Origin of the sequence: Acinetobacter sp. IK23, assembly GCF_035615275.1 — a bacterium.
In the GTDB taxonomy this organism is placed as follows: domain Bacteria; phylum Pseudomonadota; class Gammaproteobacteria; order Pseudomonadales; family Moraxellaceae; genus Acinetobacter; species Acinetobacter seifertii.
The window spans coordinates 17,283-37,875 of the sequence record NZ_JANBNX010000006.1 but is presented as its reverse complement, the minus strand read 5'-3'; the positions used below and the strand labels follow the sequence as shown (position 1 = coordinate 37,875).

Genomic DNA, 20,593 nt, shown 5'->3' with positions numbered 1-20,593 from the left:
CTCAGTTCGTTGTTTAGGCAAAGTATTTTTTATGAATTTTAGAAATCAGATCATTGAGACGAGAGGGATAAGCAAGACGATGATGCCCTCCGTCATATGTTTCTACTGTCATATAAGGTGAAAGCTTTTCCTGTACTTGATACATATCAAGTTGCTCGTCTCCTAACTCTAAATAAGCCATTTTAGGATGAGAGTGATCAAGATCCTCATCACAAAGGTGAGGGTAATCATTACGAAAACTAGGATTAAGGCTTGGGTTAGCAACAATCACCGCTAATTTATGTTGAGCGGCTGTTTTCAATGCCCAGTAGCCGCCAAGACTATGTCCAACCAATAAGTCAGGTTTAATTGTTTCGATCGCTTGGTGATAAAAATCTTTAACTGAAGAGTAGCTTAGGTTTCGATAATCAACATCAATACAAAATTTTTCAGGATGCAAGATGGCATGGAACTTTGTTGATTCACGAGAAGAATCCAAGCCATGTAAAAATAGAATTTTCATTATTTACTACACAATCTCATGGATAAAATAAAAGGCAAAAAAAGCCTTTTAATATCGAGGTCATTTGGATTTTTTTATATTTTACTTAAAGCAAAAAAAAATGATCTTAGCGATTGGTCTAAGTAATTTTCGTCATTGAATACTGATTTAGTGTGAGTGGTTTGACTTTTTTAATTTTTGTTTTGTTGAAATCTTTCGAAAAACTCCCGCAATCTGTTAGGATATAGCACTTAATTTTTACTTAATCGAGGCAGAGATGACGCAACAAAACGCTCAATCGACTTCTGAACCAACTATTTCCGAAAACGATTTAATCGCACAGCGTCATGCCAAATTAAAGCAAATCCAAGATGTTGCAAAGGATACTGGAAAGAGTCCTTGGCCAAATACATTTAAACGTGAACACTACGCTGGCGATTTACAAGAACAATTTAAAGATCAGTCGAAAGAACAAATTGAAAGCGCTGAACATGTCTATGTAAAAGTTGCTGGCCGTGTCATGTTAAACCGTGGTTCTTTCATGGTGATTCAAGATATGACTGGGCGTATCCAGTTATATGTTGACCGTAAAGGTTTACCAAAAGATATTCTTGAGACCATTAAGGGTTTGGACCTAGGCGATATTATTGCTGCTGAAGGTTATATTGGTCGTTCTGGCAAAGGTGACTTATATGTACACCTTGAAAGCTTTGAACTTCTTACAAAATCGCTTCGTCCGTTACCAGATAAATTTCATGGTTTGAACGATACAGAAGTTAAGTACCGTAAGCGTTACCTCGACTTAATCGTGAATGAAGAAACGCGTAAGACTTTTGAAATTCGCGCCAAAGTTGTTGCAGGTATTCGTGCATTTTTAACAAATGAGCGTTTCATGGAAGTCGAAACGCCAATGATGCATGTAATTCCGGGTGGTGCGTCTGCACGTCCGTTTGAAACGCATCACAATGCTTTAGATATGCCGTTATTCTTGCGTATCGCACCTGAGCTTTACTTAAAGCGTTTGGTTGTTGGTGGTTTTGAGCGTGTGTTTGAAATTAACCGTAACTTCCGTAATGAAGGGGTGTCAACACGTCATAACCCTGAATTTACAATGATCGAGTTTTATCAGGCATATGCTGATTATAAAGACTTGATGGCTTTAACTGAAAACATGCTTGAAAAGCTAGCTCTTGATATTTTAGGTACGACAGATGTGCCTTACCAAGGTGAAGTGTTTAGCTTTAAAGGGCCATTCAAGAAAATCTCTATGTTCGATGCGATCTTAGAGAATAACCCTCAGTTCACCCCAGAAAACGTCGGTGATCGTGAGTTCCTTGCAAAATTTGTGCGTGAGGAATTAAAAGAGCAAGTTAAACCTGGTTTTGGTTTAGGTAAACTTCAAACAATCGTATTTGAAGAAACAGTTGAAACTAAACTGCGTCAACCTACCTTTATCACTGAATATCCAGCGGAAACGTCTCCACTTGCTCGTCGTAATGATGACAATCCGCACATTACCGATCGTTTTGAGTTTTTCATCGGCGGACGTGAATTGGCAAATGGCTTTAGCGAGTTAAATGACCCAATTGATCAGGCAGAGCGTTTCCAAGCTCAGGTTGCTGAAAAAGATGCGGGTGATGACGAAGCAATGCATTACGATGCAGAGTTTGTTGAAGCGCTTGAATACGGTTTACCTCCAACAGCTGGTGAAGGTATTGGTATTGACCGTTTGGTTATGCTTTTTGCTGATGCGCCAAGTATTCGTGATGTAATTTTATTCCCGCATATGCGTCGTAAAGAAGGCTAATTTAATCTTCAAAGTACAAAAAGGCAGTTTATACTGCCTTTTTTTATTCACTATTTATATATGAAAGACACTAAAATTATAGAAAACTTAAAACACCGTTAAAAAATGTAATTGCACAGTTTAACAATTGCAAATTTGCGATAAAAAATTAATGCGTTGCTCATAAATAACTTTGAGAATTGTGCTGACATGTTTTTAAGAAAAACACTTTCAATTGCATTATTAACAGCTGCCTCTTCAGCTGTTTTTGCCCAAGGTTTGATGCTTAATAATGATGATTTGCGTACAGATTTAAATTGGTTGAATCAACAAGGTGTTATTAACATCAGCACTTCTACTTGGCCTTTAAGCGGTGATGAAATTCAGCGCGCACTCTATCAGGCTAAAGTAACTCATCCAGCTCAACAAAAAGTTATTAATTCAGTTCTTAATGCATTAAAAGCAGATAACGATACAGTTAAAGTAGGTGCTTTCGCTGGAACAGATATCAAAGATATTCCTCAAGCATTTGGAAATAATCATAAATCACAGTATGAAGATTCTGTAGAGTTTAATGCGGGCGGTGAAAACTGGGACGCAAAAATTCGTATAAACGCTGAAAAAGATCCACAAATTGATAGTGGGTATGATGTGAATGTAGAAGGTTCGTATGTTGCTGGCAAGCTCTGGAATCAGTGGGTGATTGCTGGACAAGTTCCAACCTATTGGGGACCTGCACATGATGGTAGTTTGATTCGTGGAGATGCAAGTCGTCCTGTGTATGGTGTGACCATGCAACGTGCTGTACAATATGCTTTTGAAACAAAATGGTTATCTTGGATTGGACCTTGGCAATATGAATTATTCGCTGGCCAGTTAGATGACTATAAGGCTGTTCCTAATGCTAAATTATTGGGAATGCGTGTAACTGCACGTCCGGTTCCAGCTTTGGAGTTAGGTGCTTCACGTACACTTTAGATTGGTGGTGATGGGCAACCAAACAGCTTCAAGGCATATTGGAATGCAATTATTGGTAAAGATAATGGCTGTATAAATACTGATTGTATTGGTGTAGATAATCCGTCTAACCAGTTAGCTGGTTTTGATGCTCGCTTACACCTACAACCTTTATTTAATATTCCAGTCAGCGTTTATGGACAATACATTGGTGAAGACGAAGCAGGTTATTTGCCATCAAAAAAAATGTATTTAGCTGGTGCTGATTATTCTTCAATTGTTAAAAATATGCTTTACCAACTTTACGCTGAATGGGCAGATACACGGACTAATGGCGATGTAAAAGGCATTTCATATAGTCACCATCAATATACCGACGGTTATTATCAGCATGGTTTCCCTCTAGGGCATGCAATTGGTGGTGATGGTCAAATGTACTCTGTCGGTGGTGATATTCGCTTTGACACGATGAATCGCTTAAGTGGCCGTGCAATGGTTGTGAAGGTAAATGAATCTAACTTGGCAATCAATAAAGCCTTCCCTAAAGAAGATAAAATCAAAGCACTTGATTTAACTTGGACGCATTACATCAAACCAGATCTTCCATTAAAAATTAATGGTTGGATTAGTGACTCTGACCTAGAAGGTAATGACTCAGGTGCATCTATTGGTATTGAAATTCCATTAGAACGTAAAATGTTTGGTTTCTAATTAATTAAATAGTGCTATAGCAAGAGAGAAGCTAAAATGGCTTCTCTTTTTTATTGTATTTAAAGAAATCTAAAGATGAGATCGTGATTTGCTTCAGCTAATAATGCGAGCTAGGATAGACAGGTTAGCTATGCAAATCAGTATTTTACATTTATATGATGAATTTGAATATCAATATGAAAAAACAAGCAAAAGAAAACAGTTTTAAATCACTATAATGCATAACTAATGCTATAAGCCTCATAAAGGGCTTGTGGTTGGATTATTTATCACGAAAAATTGGAGTTGTTATGGCACTCGTTCCTCCACATGGTCTTCTAAGTGGTGGTTTAATACCACTTCTAGATTTTATGGGCAAAATGGATAGAGAAGGGCGTGTTCATGACTGAATCAAGACTTACACATCTCAAGCAACTTGAAGCTGAAAGTATTCATATTATCCGTGAAGTTGCAGCAGAATTTGAAAATCCAGTCATGCTTTACTCAATTGGTAAAGATTCGGCTGTGATGCTTCATCTTGCATTAAAAGCATTTTATCCTGCGAAACTTCCTTTCCCTTTATTACATGTTGATACAGGTTGGAAGTTTAAAGACATGATCGCGTTTCGCGATAACATGGCAAAAACCCATGGCTTTGATTTAATTGTTCATCAAAATAAAGAAGGCCGTGAAGCAGGGATTAATCCATTTGATCACGGTAGCTCAAAGTATACAGATATTATGAAAACCCAAGCTTTAAAACAGGCTTTGGATAAATATCAATTTGATGCTGCTTTTGGTGGTGCGCGCCGTGACGAAGAAAAATCACGTGCGAAAGAGCGTGTGTATTCATTCCGTGATAGTAAGCATCGTTGGGACCCTAAAAACCAACGTCCTGAACTTTGGAACCTTTACAACGGTAAAGTAAACAAAGGCGAAAGTATACGTGTATTCCCATTATCAAACTGGACAGAGTTGGATATCTGGCAATATATCTATTTAGAAAATATTCAAATTGTTCCTCTTTATTTCTCTGCTGTACGCCCTGTGGTTGAGCGTAGTGGTACGCTCATTATGGTGGATGATGAACGCATGCGCTTAAAAGAGGGTGAAGTTCCACAAATGAAGTCTGTACGTTTCCGTACGCTTGGCTGTTACCCATTAACAGGTGCAGTTGAGTCTGAAGCTGATACATTGCCAGAAATTATTCAGGAAATGTTATTGGCAACAAGTTCTGAGCGTCAAGGTCGTATGATTGACCATGATGAAGCAGGCTCAATGGAAAAGAAAAAGCAAGAAGGCTATTTCTAAGACAGTTTCTAAATTTGTGGAGTTTGAGCAATGTCTCATCAATCAAACTTAATTAGCCAAGACATTCTGGCTTATCTAAAACAGCATGAACAAAAAGACCTTTTACGTTTTTTGACTTGCGGTAATGTAGATGATGGTAAAAGTACCTTAATTGGCCGTTTACTTTACGATTCAAAATTGATTTATGAAGATCAATTGCAAGCTGTAACACGTGACAGTAAAAAAGTAGGTACAACGGGTGATGCACCAGATTTGGCGTTGCTTGTAGATGGTTTGCAGGCTGAGCGTGAGCAAGGTATTACTATTGATGTAGCTTATCGCTATTTCTCGACTGAAAAGCGTAAATTTATTATTGCCGATACACCGGGACATGAACAATATACTCGCAACATGGCTACTGGTGCATCGACTGCTGATCTTGCAATTATCTTGATTGATGCGCGCTATGGTGTTCAAACACAAACGCGTCGTCATACATTTATTGCTAGTTTGCTTGGTATTAAAAATATTGTTGTTGCCATTAATAAAATGGACTTGGTTGAATACTCACCTGAGCGTTTTAATGAAATTCAGATTGAATATGATGCGTTCGTGAGCCAGTTAGGTGAGCGTCGCCCAGCTAATATCTTATTTGTTCCGATTTCTGCTTTAAATGGCGATAACGTTGTAAATCCATCTGCTCATACTCCTTGGTACAAAGGTCAGACCTTGATGAGTATTCTTGAGTCTGTGGAAATTAGCCGAGAGTCAAATAAACACGAATTCCGTTTCCCTGTTCAGTATGTGAACCGTCCAAACCTCGACTTCCGTGGTTTTGCTGGTACTGTTGCTTTAGGTGAAATTAAAGTAGGTGACGAAATTGTAGCGTTACCTTCTGGTAAGCGCTCTACAGTTAAAGAAATCGTTACTTTTGACGGTAACCTTGAGCAAGCAGTGGCTGGTCAAGCAGTTACATTAACGTTAAACGACGAAATTGATATTAGCCGTGGTAACGTGCTGGTACGTGCAGGTGAGCAACCATTAATTTCACGTAGCGTTCGTGCTTCTGTGGTATGGATGAATGAGCACCCGCTTGTAAAAGGTAAGTTGTACAACATTAAGATTGGTACACAAACCGTTCCAGCAAAAGTGACGAACATTCACTACCGTGTGAATGTAAATACACTTGAGCATACTCAAGTAGAAGAGCTTGAGTTAAATGCAATTGCCGATGTGGTAATTGAGTTTGATGCTCCAGTAGTATTTGACCAATATCAAGACTCTCGTTACACAGGTTCATTTATTTTTATTGACCGTTTAAGTAACGTGACTGTTGGCGCGGGCATGGTAGAAGCTGCTGTAGAGTGGACTGCTCATAGCAATGCTGTTACTGCCGAAGACCGTGCTGCTCGTTTAGGTCAAAAACCTGCTGCTATTGGTGTTTCTGCACAATTAATTGAAAAAGCTCAAGTCTTAGAAAGTTTGCTGATTCAGCAAGGTGTAGTTGCAATTGCGAAAGCAAATTTAACAGCTGAGCAATTGGTTCTGTTACGTGAGACTGGTGTTGTAACTATTACAACTTCTGTGGATGGTACAGATACTGAGATAACTGCTGAAACAGTAGAAGAAGCAGTAGAAAAAATCGTGGAATTGGTTCGTCTTTAATAGATTGAAAATGAGTTCCAAAAAACCCGCGTAAGCGGGTTTTTTTATTGAGTTTAGAAAATACTTTGAGTTTTTAAAGTTAAATATTCTCTTAAATCTTTAGGGTAGTTCTGAATCATGTTTAAGAATGTATCACGATCACCTTGATATAAGGCCCGTGTTGCTTCCTCGTAATTTGGCATATTGCCTAACATGGCAGACATAAAACGGTCGATGCCTTGTTTGGCAAGCATAATATTGCCTTCAGAATTTGGGTTATTTAACTCTTTATCAATTAACTTACGAATTACTGCTGATGCACTCGCACTTTGTTGATCTAACCAATCCCAATGTTTTTTCTGTAAAGTGATTTCACGCGAAATTACGCCAAGTTTAGGTCGTCCAACTTTTTTAATTTCTTCAGGTTCAGCATAACGTTGTTGAATTTCTTGTTCTGAACCAGAAAGATCAAGATCAATCTGTTGACCGGTTTGATCATTAAAAATCAGAATATTTTCCGTTGTTTTAGGAAGATCTTTTAGTTTTTTTGCAAGTTCAACAAGGGAGTCGCTTGCAATAAGTGTGCTTCCAGTAAAAGCAGTATAGGTGATTGTTGTATTCATTTTTGCCACATATTTTATCAGGGTAAAATAATATTATCAGGGTAAAACTAATTTGGCAAACATTAAAAATTATAACCAAAGAATTATCTGATTTTTATGAGTGGCATCTTTGAAGTTAAGGCTATAAAAATAGTTAAGGTAAGAGGCTATTTAAAATTTTGTTCTGCTTTAATATCGCTTTTATGAGAGAATGTGCCTTTAGTTGTAGGTATAAGGACTCCTATGTTTGAGCAATCTCCTGAATCTTTAAGCGATATCGAAATTTTAGACATTTTACAGTCGATGAAAAAAGATAAGCTGGATACGGAAGCAAATGAGATTATCCGTAGCGGGGGAAAAGCGGGACGTCAGGAAGCGCATAAACAGGCTTTGGTGGCACTAAATACAAATTTTGAAGAGAAGTTTGTAGAGGCAGTGACTCTTGCACTAGGTTTAAATGCAGCTCAAGCTAAAAAAATTCGCTATAAAAAAGATCGAATTCGTATTTTAAAAGCGCGCGGTATTGATTATTTAGCTATTGATGGGGCAGAAACAGCGCAAGTTTTGGCACAAATTTCACAAGCAATTGTTCGTGAAGATGCAATAGTTACCCATGACTTACATGATATCTTCCCATTTTGGAAAGAAGGTTGGCCAATGGTGCAATTTGATAATGCCTATAAAATTTTAGAAGAAGATATTACCTTGCACTTTCATGCGTTCTTAGATGCCATGATTGAGTACGTAAATAAATAAAAAATAAAAGCCCCAATTGGGGCTTTTATTTTTTTATAACAGAGTAGAGTTAGATCGCACTAAAAAGTGGGAAAACACCAATCACCAAAGCTGTACCCATTAACACCATACACGTAATAAATGCCCACTTAAAAGTGAACTTTTGGTGGTCTGCAAAATCGACTTTAGCAAGACCACATAACAAGTAAGTTGATGGAACAAGTGGTGATAATAAGTGTACAGGTTGGCCTACAATTGATGCACGAGCAATCGCTTCTGGACTAATACCATAATGTGAAGCAGCTTCAGCAAGAATAGGTAATACACCATAGAAGAATGCATCATTTGACATAAAGAACGTCAAAGGCATGCTTACCAACGCTGTAATTGGTGCCAGATATGGACCCATACTTGCAGGAATCATTGCGACAAACTCTTTAGACATCGCTTCAACCATGCCTGTGCCAGATAAAATACCTGTAAAAATACCAGCCGCAAAAATTAAGCCTACAACAGCCAAGATACTATCTGCATGCATAGCGATACGTTTCTTCTGCATATCAACATCTGGATAGTTGATAAGCATCGCAATACAGAACGCCAGCATGAATAACACTGACATTGGTAAAATACCTTTGATCAACGCAATCATAAGAATAATGGTGAGTACCATATTTACTTTACGCAAATGTGGGCGAGTCGCTTCTGGATCTTTTGAAACAGTAATATTGTCACCATGATGGCTTTCAAGCTCAATCACGCCTAAACGTTTTTGCTCATAGCGACCATATAAATATGCCAAGAAGAATAACCAGCCAATACTAATAATCATTGGAAGAATCATTGGTACAAAAATATGGCTTGGGTCGACTTGAAGTGCACTCGCTGCGCGGGCAGTAGGTCCACCCCATGGCGTAAGGTTCATTACACCACTACATAACAACATAAGTGCTGTCATGATCAGTGTATTCATACCAAGTCGCTGATAGAGAGGAAGCATCGCTGCGACACAAATCATATATGTCGTTGAGCCATCACCATCAAGAGAAACTAACGTCGTTAAAAAAACGGTCCCTAATGTAATTTTTAGAGGATCGCCTTTAACCTTTTTCAAAATCCATTTAACCGGGGGATCGAAAAGACCTGCATCGATCATTAAGGCAAAATATAAAATTGCAAATAATAGCATTACACCAGTAGGTGCAAGTTTTTTGATGCCTTCTAGCATCATCTCGCTGAGACCTTTAAGCTCAATATGACTTAAGCTTTCAAAGTAGTGACCTAGGCCCCAAGCAATAAGAGAAAAAATAAATGGGATAAGAATTAAAGCAATAATAGGGCTTAAACGTTTGGACATGATTAAGTACATGAAGCACAAAATCATGCCAACACCAAGTAATGTCAGCATACAATCAATCCTTTGCCTTTAGTTTTACTGAACAAGTTTATTCCAAACTTTGACTTTTATTATTCTTATGAATTTTTATTAAAAAAACAAATAATATATTTAGTTTATTTGGTTAATATATAATCAATTAAAAAGGTATATTCTCAGGAAATACTGAACATATATATTAATGGCTTAGTTTGTTTATTATATATAGTAGGTTTTATATTTATATAAAGGTTTTATCATATTTAAAATTATCATATATTTTGAAGAATTATACTTGCTTTGAGCGTTGAGATGAGAAGAAGATCCATTTACAAGGCTTGTAATGTCTACGTTACATAAGGTTGATGGGGTTGTAAATGCTTTATTCACAAATTCTCATTTCAATTGAACTTAATTTTTTTATTTTAATTAAGAGGTTAATGTTTATATTTATAAATATGATTAGCATAATTAATTAAACTTTTAATAATGAAGAATATTGAATGAAATCGTGAATTTAACAATTATTTATTCATATTAAAAAAATATCCTGCATTTGGCAGGATATTTTGCACCAAAATAAATCAATTTTCGTCAGGCGGTGAATGTAATTCAGATTTTTCTAATACGCGAGTAACTAATAGTTGATCGATTTTAAAATGATCCACATCGACAACTTCAAATTTATAACCACCAAATTCGACAAAATCGGCTGGACGAGGAATTTTGCGTAAACGATACATCATAAAACCTGCTAGCGTTTCATAATTCTCTTCATCGGGCATTTCGTCAATTTCAAGAGCATGTCTTAGGTCATCAATTGGTGTACTGCCATCAATTAACCAAGAGTTATTGTCACGTTTAATGATTTGCTGTTCTTCTTCAATTGGGGTGACCCAGTCACCCATTACGGTAATCATGATATCGCTTAAGGTGATAACTCCAACTACAAGCGCATATTCATTAATTACAACAGCGAACTTTTCTTTTGTTGATCGGAAGCGATCAAGTAATTCAGAAAGCGTTAATGTGTCAGGAATAATGAGAACATTACGAATAGTAGATTCATTTAATTGAGTGGGTGATTGGTTGTTTAAAATACGAACAAGAAAATCTTTGGCATCCACATAACCAATAACCTGATCAATATTTTCATTACATACTAAAAATTTAGAATAAGGATATTCTGCTAATTTTTGTCGAATACTGTCTTCATGTTCGTTTAAAGTGAAATAAACAACATTTTCACGCGTTGTCATACTCGATGGTACGTTGCGTTCTTCTAGTTCAAAAACATTTTCAATAAAATGATGTTCTTGTTTTTGAAGTACACCTGCTTGAGCACCTGCATCCATAACAGCTGAGATATCATCAAAAGTAATATTGTCTTCGCGAGTTGTGTTTACTTTAAATAAGCGGAATAACAGGTTCGCGATGGCATTAATTCCCCAAGCCAAAGGTTTACAAACTTTAATAAAAACCTGAATTGGATTGATAACACTAATTGCAATTTTTTCTGGGGCAATCATAGCCAAACGTTTTGGCATAAGATCGGCAAATAAAATAAATAGCGATGTTACTAAAGTAAAGGATAGAGCAAAACCAATTGTTTGCGACCAGGGGCCTACATAGAAGCGGTCAACTAAAGTCACAAAAAATGGACGGAAAGCAGCTTCGCCTAAAATACCGCCTAAAATTGCAACAGCATTTAGTCCAATTTGGGATGCTGCAAAAAAGTCTGCAGATTGTTCTTGTAAATCAAGTACCTGTTGAGCACGTTCCTCACCAGCTTCAGCTAAAATTTTTAACTTCACTTTTCTGGCACCAGCCAGTGCAATTTCAGTTAAAGATAAAAAGCCTGCTGCGATGATGAGCAGTACGATGATAATGATATTTTGAAAGAGACTCACAAATCACCCGAGGTTCATCATTATTATGACTATGTTTTAACACAAAAAAGCGCTGAGGTAATCAGATTGATTGCTCAGCGCTTAAAGATAATGTTTGAAAGAGACAATTAAATTAAAATTTATTTAATAGTGAGAAAATTGTGAATTGTTGGTAAGAAATTCACGATTTTCTTCTTCGATCATTTGGCGAGCAACGAATAGAATAAGTTGGCGTAACCAGCGATGAGCAGGGTGATGGTGTAATAGTGGGCACCAAGCCATTTTAAGTTCAAATTCTGGAATATAAAAAGGAGGATCCTTTATAACCAGTTTTGGATTTTGAGTTTGTAGGCGCGCCATTCGAGTTGGAAGCGTTGCAATGAGGTCAACATTTTGAGCAAGCAAAGCTGGCATTTGGTAGTGGCGAGTAAATACTGAAATTTTACGGCGTTGACCAATACGTTCTAATGCTTGATCAATCCAGCCTAAACCACCTTGTTTATCTGGGTTTACGCCAAAACCAACACCCATACCTGTTTTAGATACCCAAATATGCTGTGCATCTAGGTAACTTTTAAGATTTAAATGAGTAACAGCAGGGTGTTTGTCATTCAAAATACAGCTGAAACTATCACGCCAAACTAACACTTGGTGGAAACTTTGCGGTATTTCATTAAATCTATTAATTGCCAGATCAACTTTACCTTGTTCCATGTCTCTATATGACACATCACTTGGGGTAAGAAAGTCGAGCACTACATTTGGAGCTTCAGAACGTAAAGCTTTTACAAGACGAGGAACCAGAGTTGCTTCTGCATAATCAGAAGTCATAATGCGAAAAACGCGATTGCTGGTATAAGGGCGGAATTCGGTACGCGGTTCCAAAATCATGGAAAGATCAGAAAGGGCATCGCGAATACGTGGTTGTAATTCGAGTGCGCGTTCTGTCGGTGTCATTCCTTCCGATGAACGGATTAGAAGAGGGTCGTTAAATAAATTACGCAAGCGACGTAAAATATTACTCATGGCTGGTTGAGTAACGCCAAGCTGTTCTGCTGCGCGTGTAACATTTTTTTCACGAAGAAGAACATCAAGATATATTAATAGATTAAGATCTACCCGTTCCAGATTCATAAAAAAAATACCGAAAATAAAACCCTAAAATTGTTTCAAATTATGCCATATTTAAAGAACATTGTGTGAAAAAATGATGAGAAAAACGACATTTTTTGTTGAAATTAAGTATGCTTGAAAAGGACCTCAAATGCTCGATTTTATTATCTTTGATCTGTTTTTGACTTTATCTTTATAGACGTAAAATTTTTCTTTTATATTTAACCATGTTCTATCATTAAAATTGACTTTTTACATTGGCAAAAGTCGCCTAATTTACAATTGACTTTTGACACTAAAAATGAATGGAAAAATCTCAAAAATTGTATAAAAATAAAACTTGGAGAGTTTTTTGATCAAAATACTATACTCCTTTAGGATTATTTTGTTTTTATAAACAAAGTGTTATGTTTTTTAGTTTTACTTATAATATCGATTTATTGGTATATTTTTTAAATAAATACTGAAGATTAACGAAGGATATTGGATTAATTGATTGGCTAAGTCTAAGCTGTGTTCATGAGGAAGCAGCTGGTGTCATAAGAAATTTAAGTAACGTGACTCTAGGCTTCAATCGATGAAATCCTAAAATGAATACAGGACAATATCATGACTACATATCAAACAGCGATTGATGCAGTACGTCAATTAAAAGCAAAATTTGGCAACACTTGGGCAGACATTAGCCCAGAAGATGCTGCTCGTATGCAACTTCAAAACCGTTTCAAAACTGGTTTAGATATTGCTAAGTATACAGCTGCGATTATGCGTCGTGATATGGCTGAATACGATGCTGACTCAAGCAAATACACTCAATCATTAGGTTGCTGGCATGGTTTCATCGCACAACAAAAAATGATTGCGAACAAAAAATACTTCGGTACTACAAGCAAACGTTATATCTACCTTTCTGGTTGGATGGTTGCTGCTCTTCGTTCAGAGTTCGGTCCACTTCCTGACCAATCTATGCACGAAAAAACTTCTGTTCCTGCCTTGATCGAAGAAATCTACACTTTCTTACGTCAAGCTGATGCAAAAGAATTAAACGATTTATTCCGTGCCCTTAAAAAAGCACAAGAAGCTGGTGATACTGCTAAAGCAGCCGAAATCACAGCTCAAATCGACAACTTTGAAACTCACGTTGTGCCAATTATTGCTGACATCGATGCTGGTTTCGGTAACGAAGAAGCAACTTACTTACTTGCTAAGAAAATGATCGAAGCTGGTGCTTGTGCGCTTCAAATCGAAAACCAAGTATCTGATGCTAAACAATGTGGTCACCAAGCTGGTAAAGTAACTGTTCCACACGAAGACTTTATTGCTAAGATCCATGCATTACGTTATGCATTCTTAGAAATGGGTCTTGAAGAAGGTATCATCGTTGCACGTACTGACTCTGAAGGCGCTGACTTGACTCAAAAAATCCCAGTGGTTAAAGAGCCAGGTGACATCGCTTCTCAATACATCAGCTACTTAGATACTCAAGAAATTGACATTGCTGATGCGCAAGAAGATGAAATCTTAATCAAGCGTGATGGTAAGTTACACCGTCCAAAACGTTTACCTTCAGGTTTATATCAGTTCCGTGCTGACACTCAAATTGACCGTGTTGTACTTGACTGTGTATCTAGCCTTCAAAATGGTGCTGACCTTCTTTGGATCGAAACTGCGACTCCAAACGTAGAAGAAATCGCACACATGGTTAACCGTGTTAAAGAAGTTGTTCCAAATGCTAAGCTTGTTTATAACAACAGCCCATCATTTAACTGGACTTTAAACTTCCGTCAACAAGCTTACGACCGTTGGGTTGCTGAAGGTAAAGATGTTTCTGCATATGACCGCGCTAAATTAATGAGTGCTGAATATGACAATACTGAATTAGCTGCTGATGCTGATGACAAGATCCGTACATTCCAAGCAGATGCTTCTCGTGAAGCAGGTGTGTTCCATCACTTGATCACACTTCCGACTTACCACACTGCTGCGCTTTCTACTCATGAGCTTGCACAAGGTTACTTCGGTTCTGAAGGTATGTTGGCTTATGTTGCTGGCGTACAACGTAAAGAAATCCGTGGTGGTATCGCTTGTGTGAAACACCAAGCAATGGCGGGTTCTGACATCGGTGATGATCACAAAGAAATCTTCTCTGGTGATAACGCTCTTAAAGCACATGATGATGCTAAAAACACAATGAACCAATTCGCAGCTAACTAAGAATTGATTCCATAAAAAACCCGCTCAAATGAGCGGGTTTTTTATATTGAAAATTTATTAATCTTCTTTTTTCAACACATAGTGCTCTGCCAAAGAACCTTCAATTTTTTTACCTTCCATATCTAAAGCAGTTGCAGTATTTTCGCCAATAAAGAATTTACGATTTTCAGCTTTATTATCTAAGGTAATGATAGACGTGTTGTCTTTATCGAAAGCAAACTTACCATGTGTTTCAAATGGTTTTGTATCACCTTTACCTAAGTAAGTTTCAGTCAATTCATAAGTTTTATCATCTTTTAATTTTAGTTCTGTTTTGATGCCTTCACAGTCTGCACATGGAAGGGTACCTGTATATTTACCATTCCAATCTAAAGAATTTTCTGCTGTGTGCTCAGTATCTACAGCAACAGCACTACTTGCTTCACTAGTTTGTACAGGGCTTGAAGCATCAGAAGTTGTCTCTGTTTTATTTTCATGTTTGTTACATGCGACAAGAAGAGTACTCATAAGGGCAATTGCTAATAATGATTTTTTCATGATGAAGAAAACCTCAAAAATAAAAATAAAAAGTCTTTAAAGCCTAGAAAAAGATCATAAAAAATAAAAGCGTTTGTATGTAGTCAAAATTTAACAAAAGGTAAAGTGTATATTTTTTTGTTCATTTAAACGATTTTTATTGAAATTTATAACGAGTAAAAAAGTATCCACTAACTGAGTTAATGGATACATCTAAAAAATTATGGATGAGCAGAAACTCCACCTAGAGAATCACACGCTGATTTATAGAGTTCATATTGTTTTTTTACTACTTCGTCTAAAGGCATTGCAAATAATTCCTCACCATCTTTATAGCTTTCTACATAAGAGGTCGCTTTTTCTTTACTTACTGCTAAAGTTTGTTGGTAATAAGAATTAATGGAGCTATTTGAAATCTCCCTGGTTTCTACGTTTTTACATTGGAAATTATTTAGAAGTTTTTCTGCGCGTTTGACCTCACTAGATTGGCCAAAAATACACCCAGTTAAAAATACAAAAGGTACTAACACGAAAAAGATTTTCATGGAAAAAAATTTATAATAGCGAGGATGGGCGCTATTGTATAAATAATTCCATGCTTTACTGTGGTTTTATGTTAGACATTGATGATTTTTTAACTCATTAAAATAAAAAAATTGTTTCCAAGTTTGTAATGACCTCTTTTTGTATATGGTGCATATTTTGCTTATTAAATAAAGCCATTAATAAAAATGAGCCAAAATGAATCGGATTCAACAATTTTCTCATACTTCTTTAGCACCATTTTGGTATGCGCAATTAGAACTAGGTTTTTGTTTTAAAGAAAGTCGCACCATAATGAATCATAGAAAACATTATGGCCCTGTTCGGGTGCAAAAAATGCTCTGGCCTGAAAAAACTGGAGTTTGCCACGCTATTATTGTTCATCCACCAGCCGGCATTGCAGGAGGCGACCATCTTACTTTTCAAATTGAAACAGCTGAACAGGCGCATGCCGTTATTACCACGCCTGGGGCTGGAAAATGGTATAGAACAAATGGTAAACAGGCTTTTCAACATATTTATTTGACTGTAAAAAAAGACTCTATTCTAGAGTGGATGCCTCAAGAAACGATGTTGTTTGATGGTGCTGTAGCGCATTCGGAAATACACATTCACCTTGAACAAACAGCAAGTTTCATTGGTTGGGATATGCTGGTATTGGGACGGCAAGCTCGAGCTGAAAATTTTGTTCAGGGTAGTTATCACAACCAATTTAAGTTATGGCGTGAGAATAAATTATTGGTTGCCGATACATTATATTTTGGGGGAGGAGATCGCTGGTTAAGCTCATGTTTAGGAATGAATAATCAGGCTGTAATGGCAAGTTTATGGGCTGTACCGCCTGAAAAATTTCGCTCTCCATTTTATTTAGAACAACATGTTGAACTTGTCCGTGAGTTAATCATGCGTATGGATGCCCCGGTTACTTTGACTTTATTGGAAGATGTGCTCTGTGCACGTTTTTTAGGGAATGATGTACGGCATTGTCATGATGCATTTGCGGCTATACGCGCAAGATTAAGACGTTATTGGTTTGATTTAGATGAAGAATTTCCAAGAATTTGGAAAACCTAACTTACGTTAAATTGCGTATTTTAAAAACGATTAGAACAAGTATGCTGCTTTTGAGCACGCATTTTGCTTAAAGAAAACTAGATGCCATTAGGAAAGAGATATGGAACTCAATCCAACAGAGAAAGATAAGTTACTCATTTTTACCGCAGGCTTGGTGGCTGAGCGTCGTAAAGCACGAGGTTTAAAGCTGAATTATCCAGAAGCAGTTGCCTTTATTTCAGCAGCCTTACTCGAAGGTGCACGAGATGGAATGACAGTGAGTGAACTCATGCACTTTGGAACGACTTTGTTAAAGCGTGAAGATGTTATGGATGGTGTAGCGGAAATGATTGCTGAGGTTCAGGTCGAAGCAACTTTTCCGGATGGTTCGAAGTTAGTCACTGTTCATCAACCAATCGTATAAAAGGAGCAGTTATGATCCCCGGCGAAATCATTACTCCAGAGACTGACATTGAGCTAAATGTTGGGCGTAAAACTTTAAAAGTTATGGTGGCTAATGTTGGTGATCGACCTATTCAGGTAGCTTCGCATTTTCATTTTTATGAAGCCAATGATGCACTACAGTTCGACCGTGAAGCTGCAAAGGGTTTTCGCTTAAATATTGCAGCGGGTACCGCAATACGTTTTGAACCGGGGCAAAGCAGAGAAGTGGAACTTGTCGCTTTAGCTGGTAAGCGAGAAGTATATGGTTTTGCAGGCCGAGTCATGGGTAAGTTGGATTAAACATAACAACCATAATGAAAGATATGAGTAAAAAATTATGAAAATGTCACGTCGTGCATATGCTGAGATGTTTGGTCCAACGGTCGGAGATCGTATTCGTTTAGCTGATACAGAGCTCTTTATTGAAGTTGAGCAAGATTTAACGACTTATGGTGAAGAAGTTAAGTTTGGCGGTGGCAAAGTTATTCGTGATGGAATGGGGCAATCTCAACTTTTAGCTGATGAAGTTGCCGACACTGTCATTACCAATGCTTTAATTGTAGATTGGTGGGGAATTGTAAAAGCTGATGTTGGCTTAAAAAATGGCCGAATCTGGAAAATTGGAAAAGCTGGCAACCCCGATATTCAACCTGACATTACCATTCCTCTAGGTGCAGCAACAGAAGTGATTGCGGGTGAGGGGCAAATTTTAACAGCAGGTGGTATTGATACCCACATTCACTGGATTTGTCCTCAGCAAGTTGAAACCGCGCTTATGTCTGGTACAACAACAATGGTGGGCGGCGGTACAGGACCAGCAGCTGGAACCTCGGCAACGACAGTAACTCCAGGGCCTTGGCATATTGCGACCATGTTGCAGGCGATTGATGATTTGCCTATGAATATTGGTCTGTTAGGTAAAGGTAACCTGAGTTTGCCAGACCCCATTCGTGAGCAAATTAAGGCTGGAGTAATTGGGCTAAAACTACATGAAGACTGGGGTTCAACACCAGCAGCGATTGATAACTGTTTGAGTGTGGCTGATGAGTTTGATGTTCAGGTCGCTATTCATACGGATACACTAAATGAGGGTGGCTTTTTAGAAGAAACACTGGCCGCATTTAAAGACCGTACCATTCATACGTACCATACAGAAGGTGCGGGTGGTGGACATGCTCCAGACATTTTAAAAGCAATTGGACAAAGTAACGTGTTGCCATCTTCAACGAATCCAACGCGACCTTATACCATTAATACTATTGATGAGCATTTAGATATGCTCATGGTATGTCACCATTTAGACCCTGCAATTGCTGAAGATATTGCTTTTGCAGAAAGTCGTATTCGCCGTGAAACCATTGCTGCCGAAGATATTCTGCAAGACCTAGGTGCAATTGCCATGATGTCTTCTGACTCTCAGGCGATGGGGCGCGTGGGTGAGGTGATTTTACGAACTTGGCAAACTGCACACAAAATGAAAATTCAACGTGGCCCTCTAGAGGGTGACAACGAGTTTCATGATAACAATCGCGTTAAACGTTACATTGCTAAATATACAATTAACCCAGCCATTACCCATGGTTTAAGTCATGAAATCGGTTCGATTGAGGTGGGAAAACTTGCTGATCTGGTGTTATGGAAGCCAGCCTTTTTTGGTGTAAAACCTTCCATGATTATTAAAGGCGGCATGATCGCGGCGGCGCCGATGGGTGACATTAATGCCTCCATTCCGACACCTCAACCAGTTCATTATCGTCCAATGTTTGGCGCATATCCGCGTGGTGTGCATAACACTTGTATTACCTTTTTATCTCAAGCAGCCATTGATGAAAAAGTTGCTGAAAAGTTAGAACTTAAAAAGCTAATTAGCCCCTGTAAAAATACGCGTGAAATTACTAAAGCAGATATGAAACATAATACATATTGTCCAGTTATGCATGTGCATCCAGAAACTTATGAAGTAAGAGCAGATGGTGAACTATTAACTTGTGAACCTGCTGACGTATTACCAATGGCTCAGCGTTATTTCTTGTTTTGATAAGTTTTATTGAGATGATTTTGTTTTATGAATTTATATATATGAACTGAATAAAGGAGAGATAAATTAAATGAAAATCTATACCCAACGTCTTGAAGATATTTCTCCTGATCAGGCATTTGAAACGGTTGAACTAACTTTTGATACCCGTCAAAAATCACGTTTTCGAGCGGCCTTGGCAAGTGGCGTAGATATTGGAGCTGATTTGCCGCGTACTGGAATTTTGCGTAGTGGTTCGTATATTGCAACCAAAGAGGGTGATGTATTACGTATTGACGCGAAACCTGAACGTTTAATGCAAGTTAGTGCTAAAACCGATTTTGATTTACTTAAAGCTGCCTATCACTTAGGTAATAGACATGTACCATTAATGCTCACACCTACAGCTTTGTATTTTGAGCCTGATCATGTGCTTGCAGAAATGGTAGAAGGATTGGGGCTCACAGTGACAGAAACGGATCATCCTTTTGAACCTGAAAGCGGTGCCTATGCTCAGCATAGTCATGACCATCGCTTAAGCCCAATTAAAGCTTTACACCATGTCCATTCATAATGCTGCGCAATTACTGCAATTGCTGACACTGTCTTCAACGGCACTGCCAGTTGGAGCGTATTGTTATTCACAAGGCGTGGAAACAGCCATCGATATTGGCTTAATACACGATGAAAGCTCAGCAATTGCTTACTTTGAAGAAGTTCTTGAAATGCTATTAGTGAGGTTTGAGCTACCAGTACTCAAACGTCTTATGCAACATTATGATGAACCAGATGAATTCCTGATTTGGGCAAATTTATATAAGGCGAGTCGAGAAAGTAAAGAGCTTTTGGCTGAATCGCAGCAGTTGGCATTTTCTTTAAATGCATGGATTAAAGATGTTTTAAAAAAAACGGTTGAGGTTAAAAAGCAGTTTGGTTTTGTGCCTGTCTATGCGCAGCTTTGTGGGCGTTTAGAGCTTAAAGAAGAGGATGTGCTTACCGCTTATACTTTTACTGTTTTAGAAAATCAGGTTTTGGCAGCAGTAAAAACGGTTCCATTGGGACAAATGGCTGGGCAAAGAATTTTATGGCACTTGCATGGTTTAGTACCAGAGGCAGTACAGAAAGCTTTGAAACTTAATGATGAACAATTAAGCAGTGCTTTACCTCGTTATGCCATGCTGAGCATGAAACACGAAACACAATATTCACGGTTATTCAGATCTTAAGTTTAGGAAAAAAGGATA

The 20,593-nt window shown here is 37.8% G+C and carries 19 protein-coding genes and 1 pseudogene; 13 read left to right on the top strand and 7 right to left on the bottom strand.

Features of this window, described 5'->3' with window-relative positions; genetic code table 11:
• Positions 1-13 precede the first annotated feature (13 nt).
• The gene (locus MSG95_RS06435; RefSeq protein ID WP_004703099.1) at positions 14-502 is read right to left on the bottom strand and encodes a YqiA/YcfP family alpha/beta fold hydrolase; all 489 of its coding nucleotides are present in this window, start codon (positions 500-502) and stop codon (positions 14-16) included.
• 256 nt (positions 503-758) lie between these two features.
• Between MSG95_RS06435 and lysS the strand changes: the two genes are divergently transcribed.
• The 5 genes and pseudogenes from lysS to cysN all read left to right on the top strand — a co-directional run bounded on the left by lysS (position 759) and on the right by cysN (position 6,869).
• Positions 759-2,288, top strand: a complete 1,530-nt coding sequence (gene lysS / locus MSG95_RS06430) for a lysine--tRNA ligase (RefSeq protein WP_039253375.1) — start codon at positions 759-761, stop codon at positions 2,286-2,288.
• A 189-nt stretch (positions 2,289-2,477) separates the two neighbouring features.
• A pseudogene (locus MSG95_RS06425) lies at positions 2,478-3,935 on the top strand (capsule assembly Wzi family protein).
• Between the two features lie 257 nt (positions 3,936-4,192).
• Positions 4,193-4,324, top strand: coding sequence for a hypothetical protein (locus MSG95_RS06420; protein ID WP_081401316.1), 132 nt, complete (start codon positions 4,193-4,195; stop codon positions 4,322-4,324).
• The gene (gene cysD / locus MSG95_RS06415; protein WP_000140408.1) at positions 4,317-5,225 is read left to right on the top strand and encodes a sulfate adenylyltransferase subunit CysD; all 909 of its coding nucleotides are present in this window, start codon (positions 4,317-4,319) and stop codon (positions 5,223-5,225) included. The genes MSG95_RS06420 and cysD overlap by 8 nt, the downstream gene beginning before the upstream one ends.
• A 30-nt stretch (positions 5,226-5,255) precedes the next feature.
• Positions 5,256-6,869, top strand: a complete 1,614-nt coding sequence (cysN, locus tag MSG95_RS06410; protein WP_324644990.1) for a sulfate adenylyltransferase subunit CysN — start codon at positions 5,256-5,258, stop codon at positions 6,867-6,869.
• 53 nt (positions 6,870-6,922) lie between these two features.
• Here the strand turns inward: cysN and MSG95_RS06405 are convergent, their stop codons facing one another.
• The gene (locus MSG95_RS06405) at positions 6,923-7,480 is read right to left on the bottom strand and encodes a DUF2239 family protein (protein ID WP_077164785.1); all 558 of its coding nucleotides are present in this window, start codon (positions 7,478-7,480) and stop codon (positions 6,923-6,925) included.
• A 213-nt stretch (positions 7,481-7,693) separates the two neighbouring features.
• Between MSG95_RS06405 and MSG95_RS06400 the strand changes: the two genes are divergently transcribed.
• Positions 7,694-8,206: a hypothetical protein gene (locus MSG95_RS06400; RefSeq protein WP_049065783.1), complete on the top strand. Its 513-nt coding sequence runs from the start codon at positions 7,694-7,696 to the stop codon at positions 8,204-8,206.
• 49 nt (positions 8,207-8,255) lie between these two features.
• Here the strand turns inward: MSG95_RS06400 and MSG95_RS06395 are convergent, their stop codons facing one another.
• The 3 genes from MSG95_RS06395 to MSG95_RS06385 all read right to left on the bottom strand — a co-directional run bounded on the left by MSG95_RS06395 (position 8,256) and on the right by MSG95_RS06385 (position 12,583).
• Complete coding sequence (locus MSG95_RS06395; RefSeq protein WP_004703084.1) at positions 8,256-9,593, bottom strand: CitMHS family transporter; 1,338 nt, start codon at positions 9,591-9,593, stop codon at positions 8,256-8,258.
• Between the two features lie 551 nt (positions 9,594-10,144).
• Positions 10,145-11,470 carry a hemolysin family protein gene (locus MSG95_RS06390; RefSeq protein WP_019456855.1) on the bottom strand — a complete coding sequence of 442 codons (1,326 nt, stop codon included), beginning with the start codon at positions 11,468-11,470 and terminating at the stop codon, positions 10,145-10,147.
• Between the two features lie 123 nt (positions 11,471-11,593).
• A complete protein-coding gene (locus tag MSG95_RS06385) occupies positions 11,594-12,583 on the bottom strand; it encodes a LysR family transcriptional regulator (RefSeq protein ID WP_004703082.1) in 990 nt (329 codons plus the stop codon).
• Between the two features lie 588 nt (positions 12,584-13,171).
• Between MSG95_RS06385 and MSG95_RS06380 the strand changes: the two genes are divergently transcribed.
• Entirely contained in the window at positions 13,172-14,776 is a 1,605-nt protein-coding gene (locus MSG95_RS06380; RefSeq protein ID WP_004703081.1) for an isocitrate lyase, read from the top strand.
• Positions 14,777-14,833: 57 nt separating this feature from the next.
• On the opposite strand, the gene MSG95_RS06375 is transcribed toward MSG95_RS06380, so the two are convergent.
• Complete coding sequence (locus MSG95_RS06375) at positions 14,834-15,313, bottom strand: copper resistance protein NlpE (protein ID WP_077164784.1); 480 nt, start codon at positions 15,311-15,313, stop codon at positions 14,834-14,836.
• Positions 15,314-15,513: 200 nt separating this feature from the next.
• Entirely contained in the window at positions 15,514-15,837 is a 324-nt protein-coding gene (locus MSG95_RS06370) for a hypothetical protein (RefSeq protein ID WP_004703079.1), read from the bottom strand.
• Between the two features lie 196 nt (positions 15,838-16,033).
• Between MSG95_RS06370 and MSG95_RS06365 the strand changes: the two genes are divergently transcribed.
• From MSG95_RS06365 to MSG95_RS06340, 6 genes are all read left to right on the top strand, one after another.
• Entirely contained in the window at positions 16,034-16,909 is an 876-nt protein-coding gene (locus tag MSG95_RS06365) for an urease accessory protein UreD (RefSeq protein WP_139344716.1), read from the top strand.
• 100 nt (positions 16,910-17,009) lie between these two features.
• A complete protein-coding gene (gene ureA / locus MSG95_RS06360) occupies positions 17,010-17,312 on the top strand; it encodes an urease subunit gamma (RefSeq protein ID WP_002054385.1) in 303 nt (100 codons plus the stop codon).
• Positions 17,313-17,323: 11 nt separating this feature from the next.
• On the top strand, positions 17,324-17,632 hold the full coding sequence (locus MSG95_RS06355; RefSeq protein WP_324644988.1) for an urease subunit beta: 309 nt from the start codon (positions 17,324-17,326) through the stop codon (positions 17,630-17,632).
• 37 nt (positions 17,633-17,669) lie between these two features.
• Positions 17,670-19,370 carry an urease subunit alpha gene (ureC, locus tag MSG95_RS06350; RefSeq protein WP_077164782.1) on the top strand — a complete coding sequence of 567 codons (1,701 nt, stop codon included), beginning with the start codon at positions 17,670-17,672 and terminating at the stop codon, positions 19,368-19,370.
• Positions 19,371-19,440: 70 nt separating this feature from the next.
• Complete coding sequence (gene ureE, locus MSG95_RS06345; RefSeq protein ID WP_039253396.1) at positions 19,441-19,923, top strand: urease accessory protein UreE; 483 nt, start codon at positions 19,441-19,443, stop codon at positions 19,921-19,923.
• Positions 19,910-20,575 (top strand): urease accessory protein UreF, encoded by a 666-nt coding sequence (locus tag MSG95_RS06340; RefSeq protein WP_077163548.1) that lies wholly within the window; start codon positions 19,910-19,912, stop codon positions 20,573-20,575. Before ureE ends, MSG95_RS06340 begins: the two co-directional genes overlap by 14 nt.
• Positions 20,576-20,593 lie beyond the last annotated feature (18 nt).

Bases quoted from the DNA above. Each gene is read 5' to 3' on its own strand.
- lysS (WP_039253375.1), top strand. From the start codon at position 759: ATGACGCAACAAAACGCTCAATCGACTTCTGAACCAACTATTTCCGAA.
- ureA (WP_002054385.1), top strand. From the start codon at position 17,010: ATGGAACTCAATCCAACAGAGAAAGATAAGTTACTCATTTTTACCGCA.
- MSG95_RS06435 (WP_004703099.1), bottom strand. From the start codon at position 502: ATGAAAATTCTATTTTTACATGGCTTGGATTCTTCTCGTGAATCAACA.
- cysN (WP_324644990.1), top strand. From the start codon at position 5,256: ATGTCTCATCAATCAAACTTAATTAGCCAAGACATTCTGGCTTATCTA.
- MSG95_RS06375 (WP_077164784.1), bottom strand. From the start codon at position 15,313: ATGAAAAAATCATTATTAGCAATTGCCCTTATGAGTACTCTTCTTGTC.
- MSG95_RS06400 (WP_049065783.1), top strand. From the start codon at position 7,694: ATGTTTGAGCAATCTCCTGAATCTTTAAGCGATATCGAAATTTTAGAC.
- ureE (WP_039253396.1), top strand. From the start codon at position 19,441: ATGAAAATCTATACCCAACGTCTTGAAGATATTTCTCCTGATCAGGCA.
- MSG95_RS06385 (WP_004703082.1), bottom strand. From the start codon at position 12,583: ATGAATCTGGAACGGGTAGATCTTAATCTATTAATATATCTTGATGTT.
- MSG95_RS06380 (WP_004703081.1), top strand. From the start codon at position 13,172: ATGACTACATATCAAACAGCGATTGATGCAGTACGTCAATTAAAAGCA.
- MSG95_RS06370 (WP_004703079.1), bottom strand. From the start codon at position 15,837: ATGAAAATCTTTTTCGTGTTAGTACCTTTTGTATTTTTAACTGGGTGT.
- MSG95_RS06340 (WP_077163548.1), top strand. From the start codon at position 19,910: ATGTCCATTCATAATGCTGCGCAATTACTGCAATTGCTGACACTGTCT.
- cysD (WP_000140408.1), top strand. From the start codon at position 4,317: ATGACTGAATCAAGACTTACACATCTCAAGCAACTTGAAGCTGAAAGT.
- MSG95_RS06355 (WP_324644988.1), top strand. From the start codon at position 17,324: ATGATCCCCGGCGAAATCATTACTCCAGAGACTGACATTGAGCTAAAT.
- MSG95_RS06365 (WP_139344716.1), top strand. From the start codon at position 16,034: ATGAATCGGATTCAACAATTTTCTCATACTTCTTTAGCACCATTTTGG.
- ureC (WP_077164782.1), top strand. From the start codon at position 17,670: ATGAAAATGTCACGTCGTGCATATGCTGAGATGTTTGGTCCAACGGTC.
- MSG95_RS06395 (WP_004703084.1), bottom strand. From the start codon at position 9,593: ATGCTGACATTACTTGGTGTTGGCATGATTTTGTGCTTCATGTACTTA.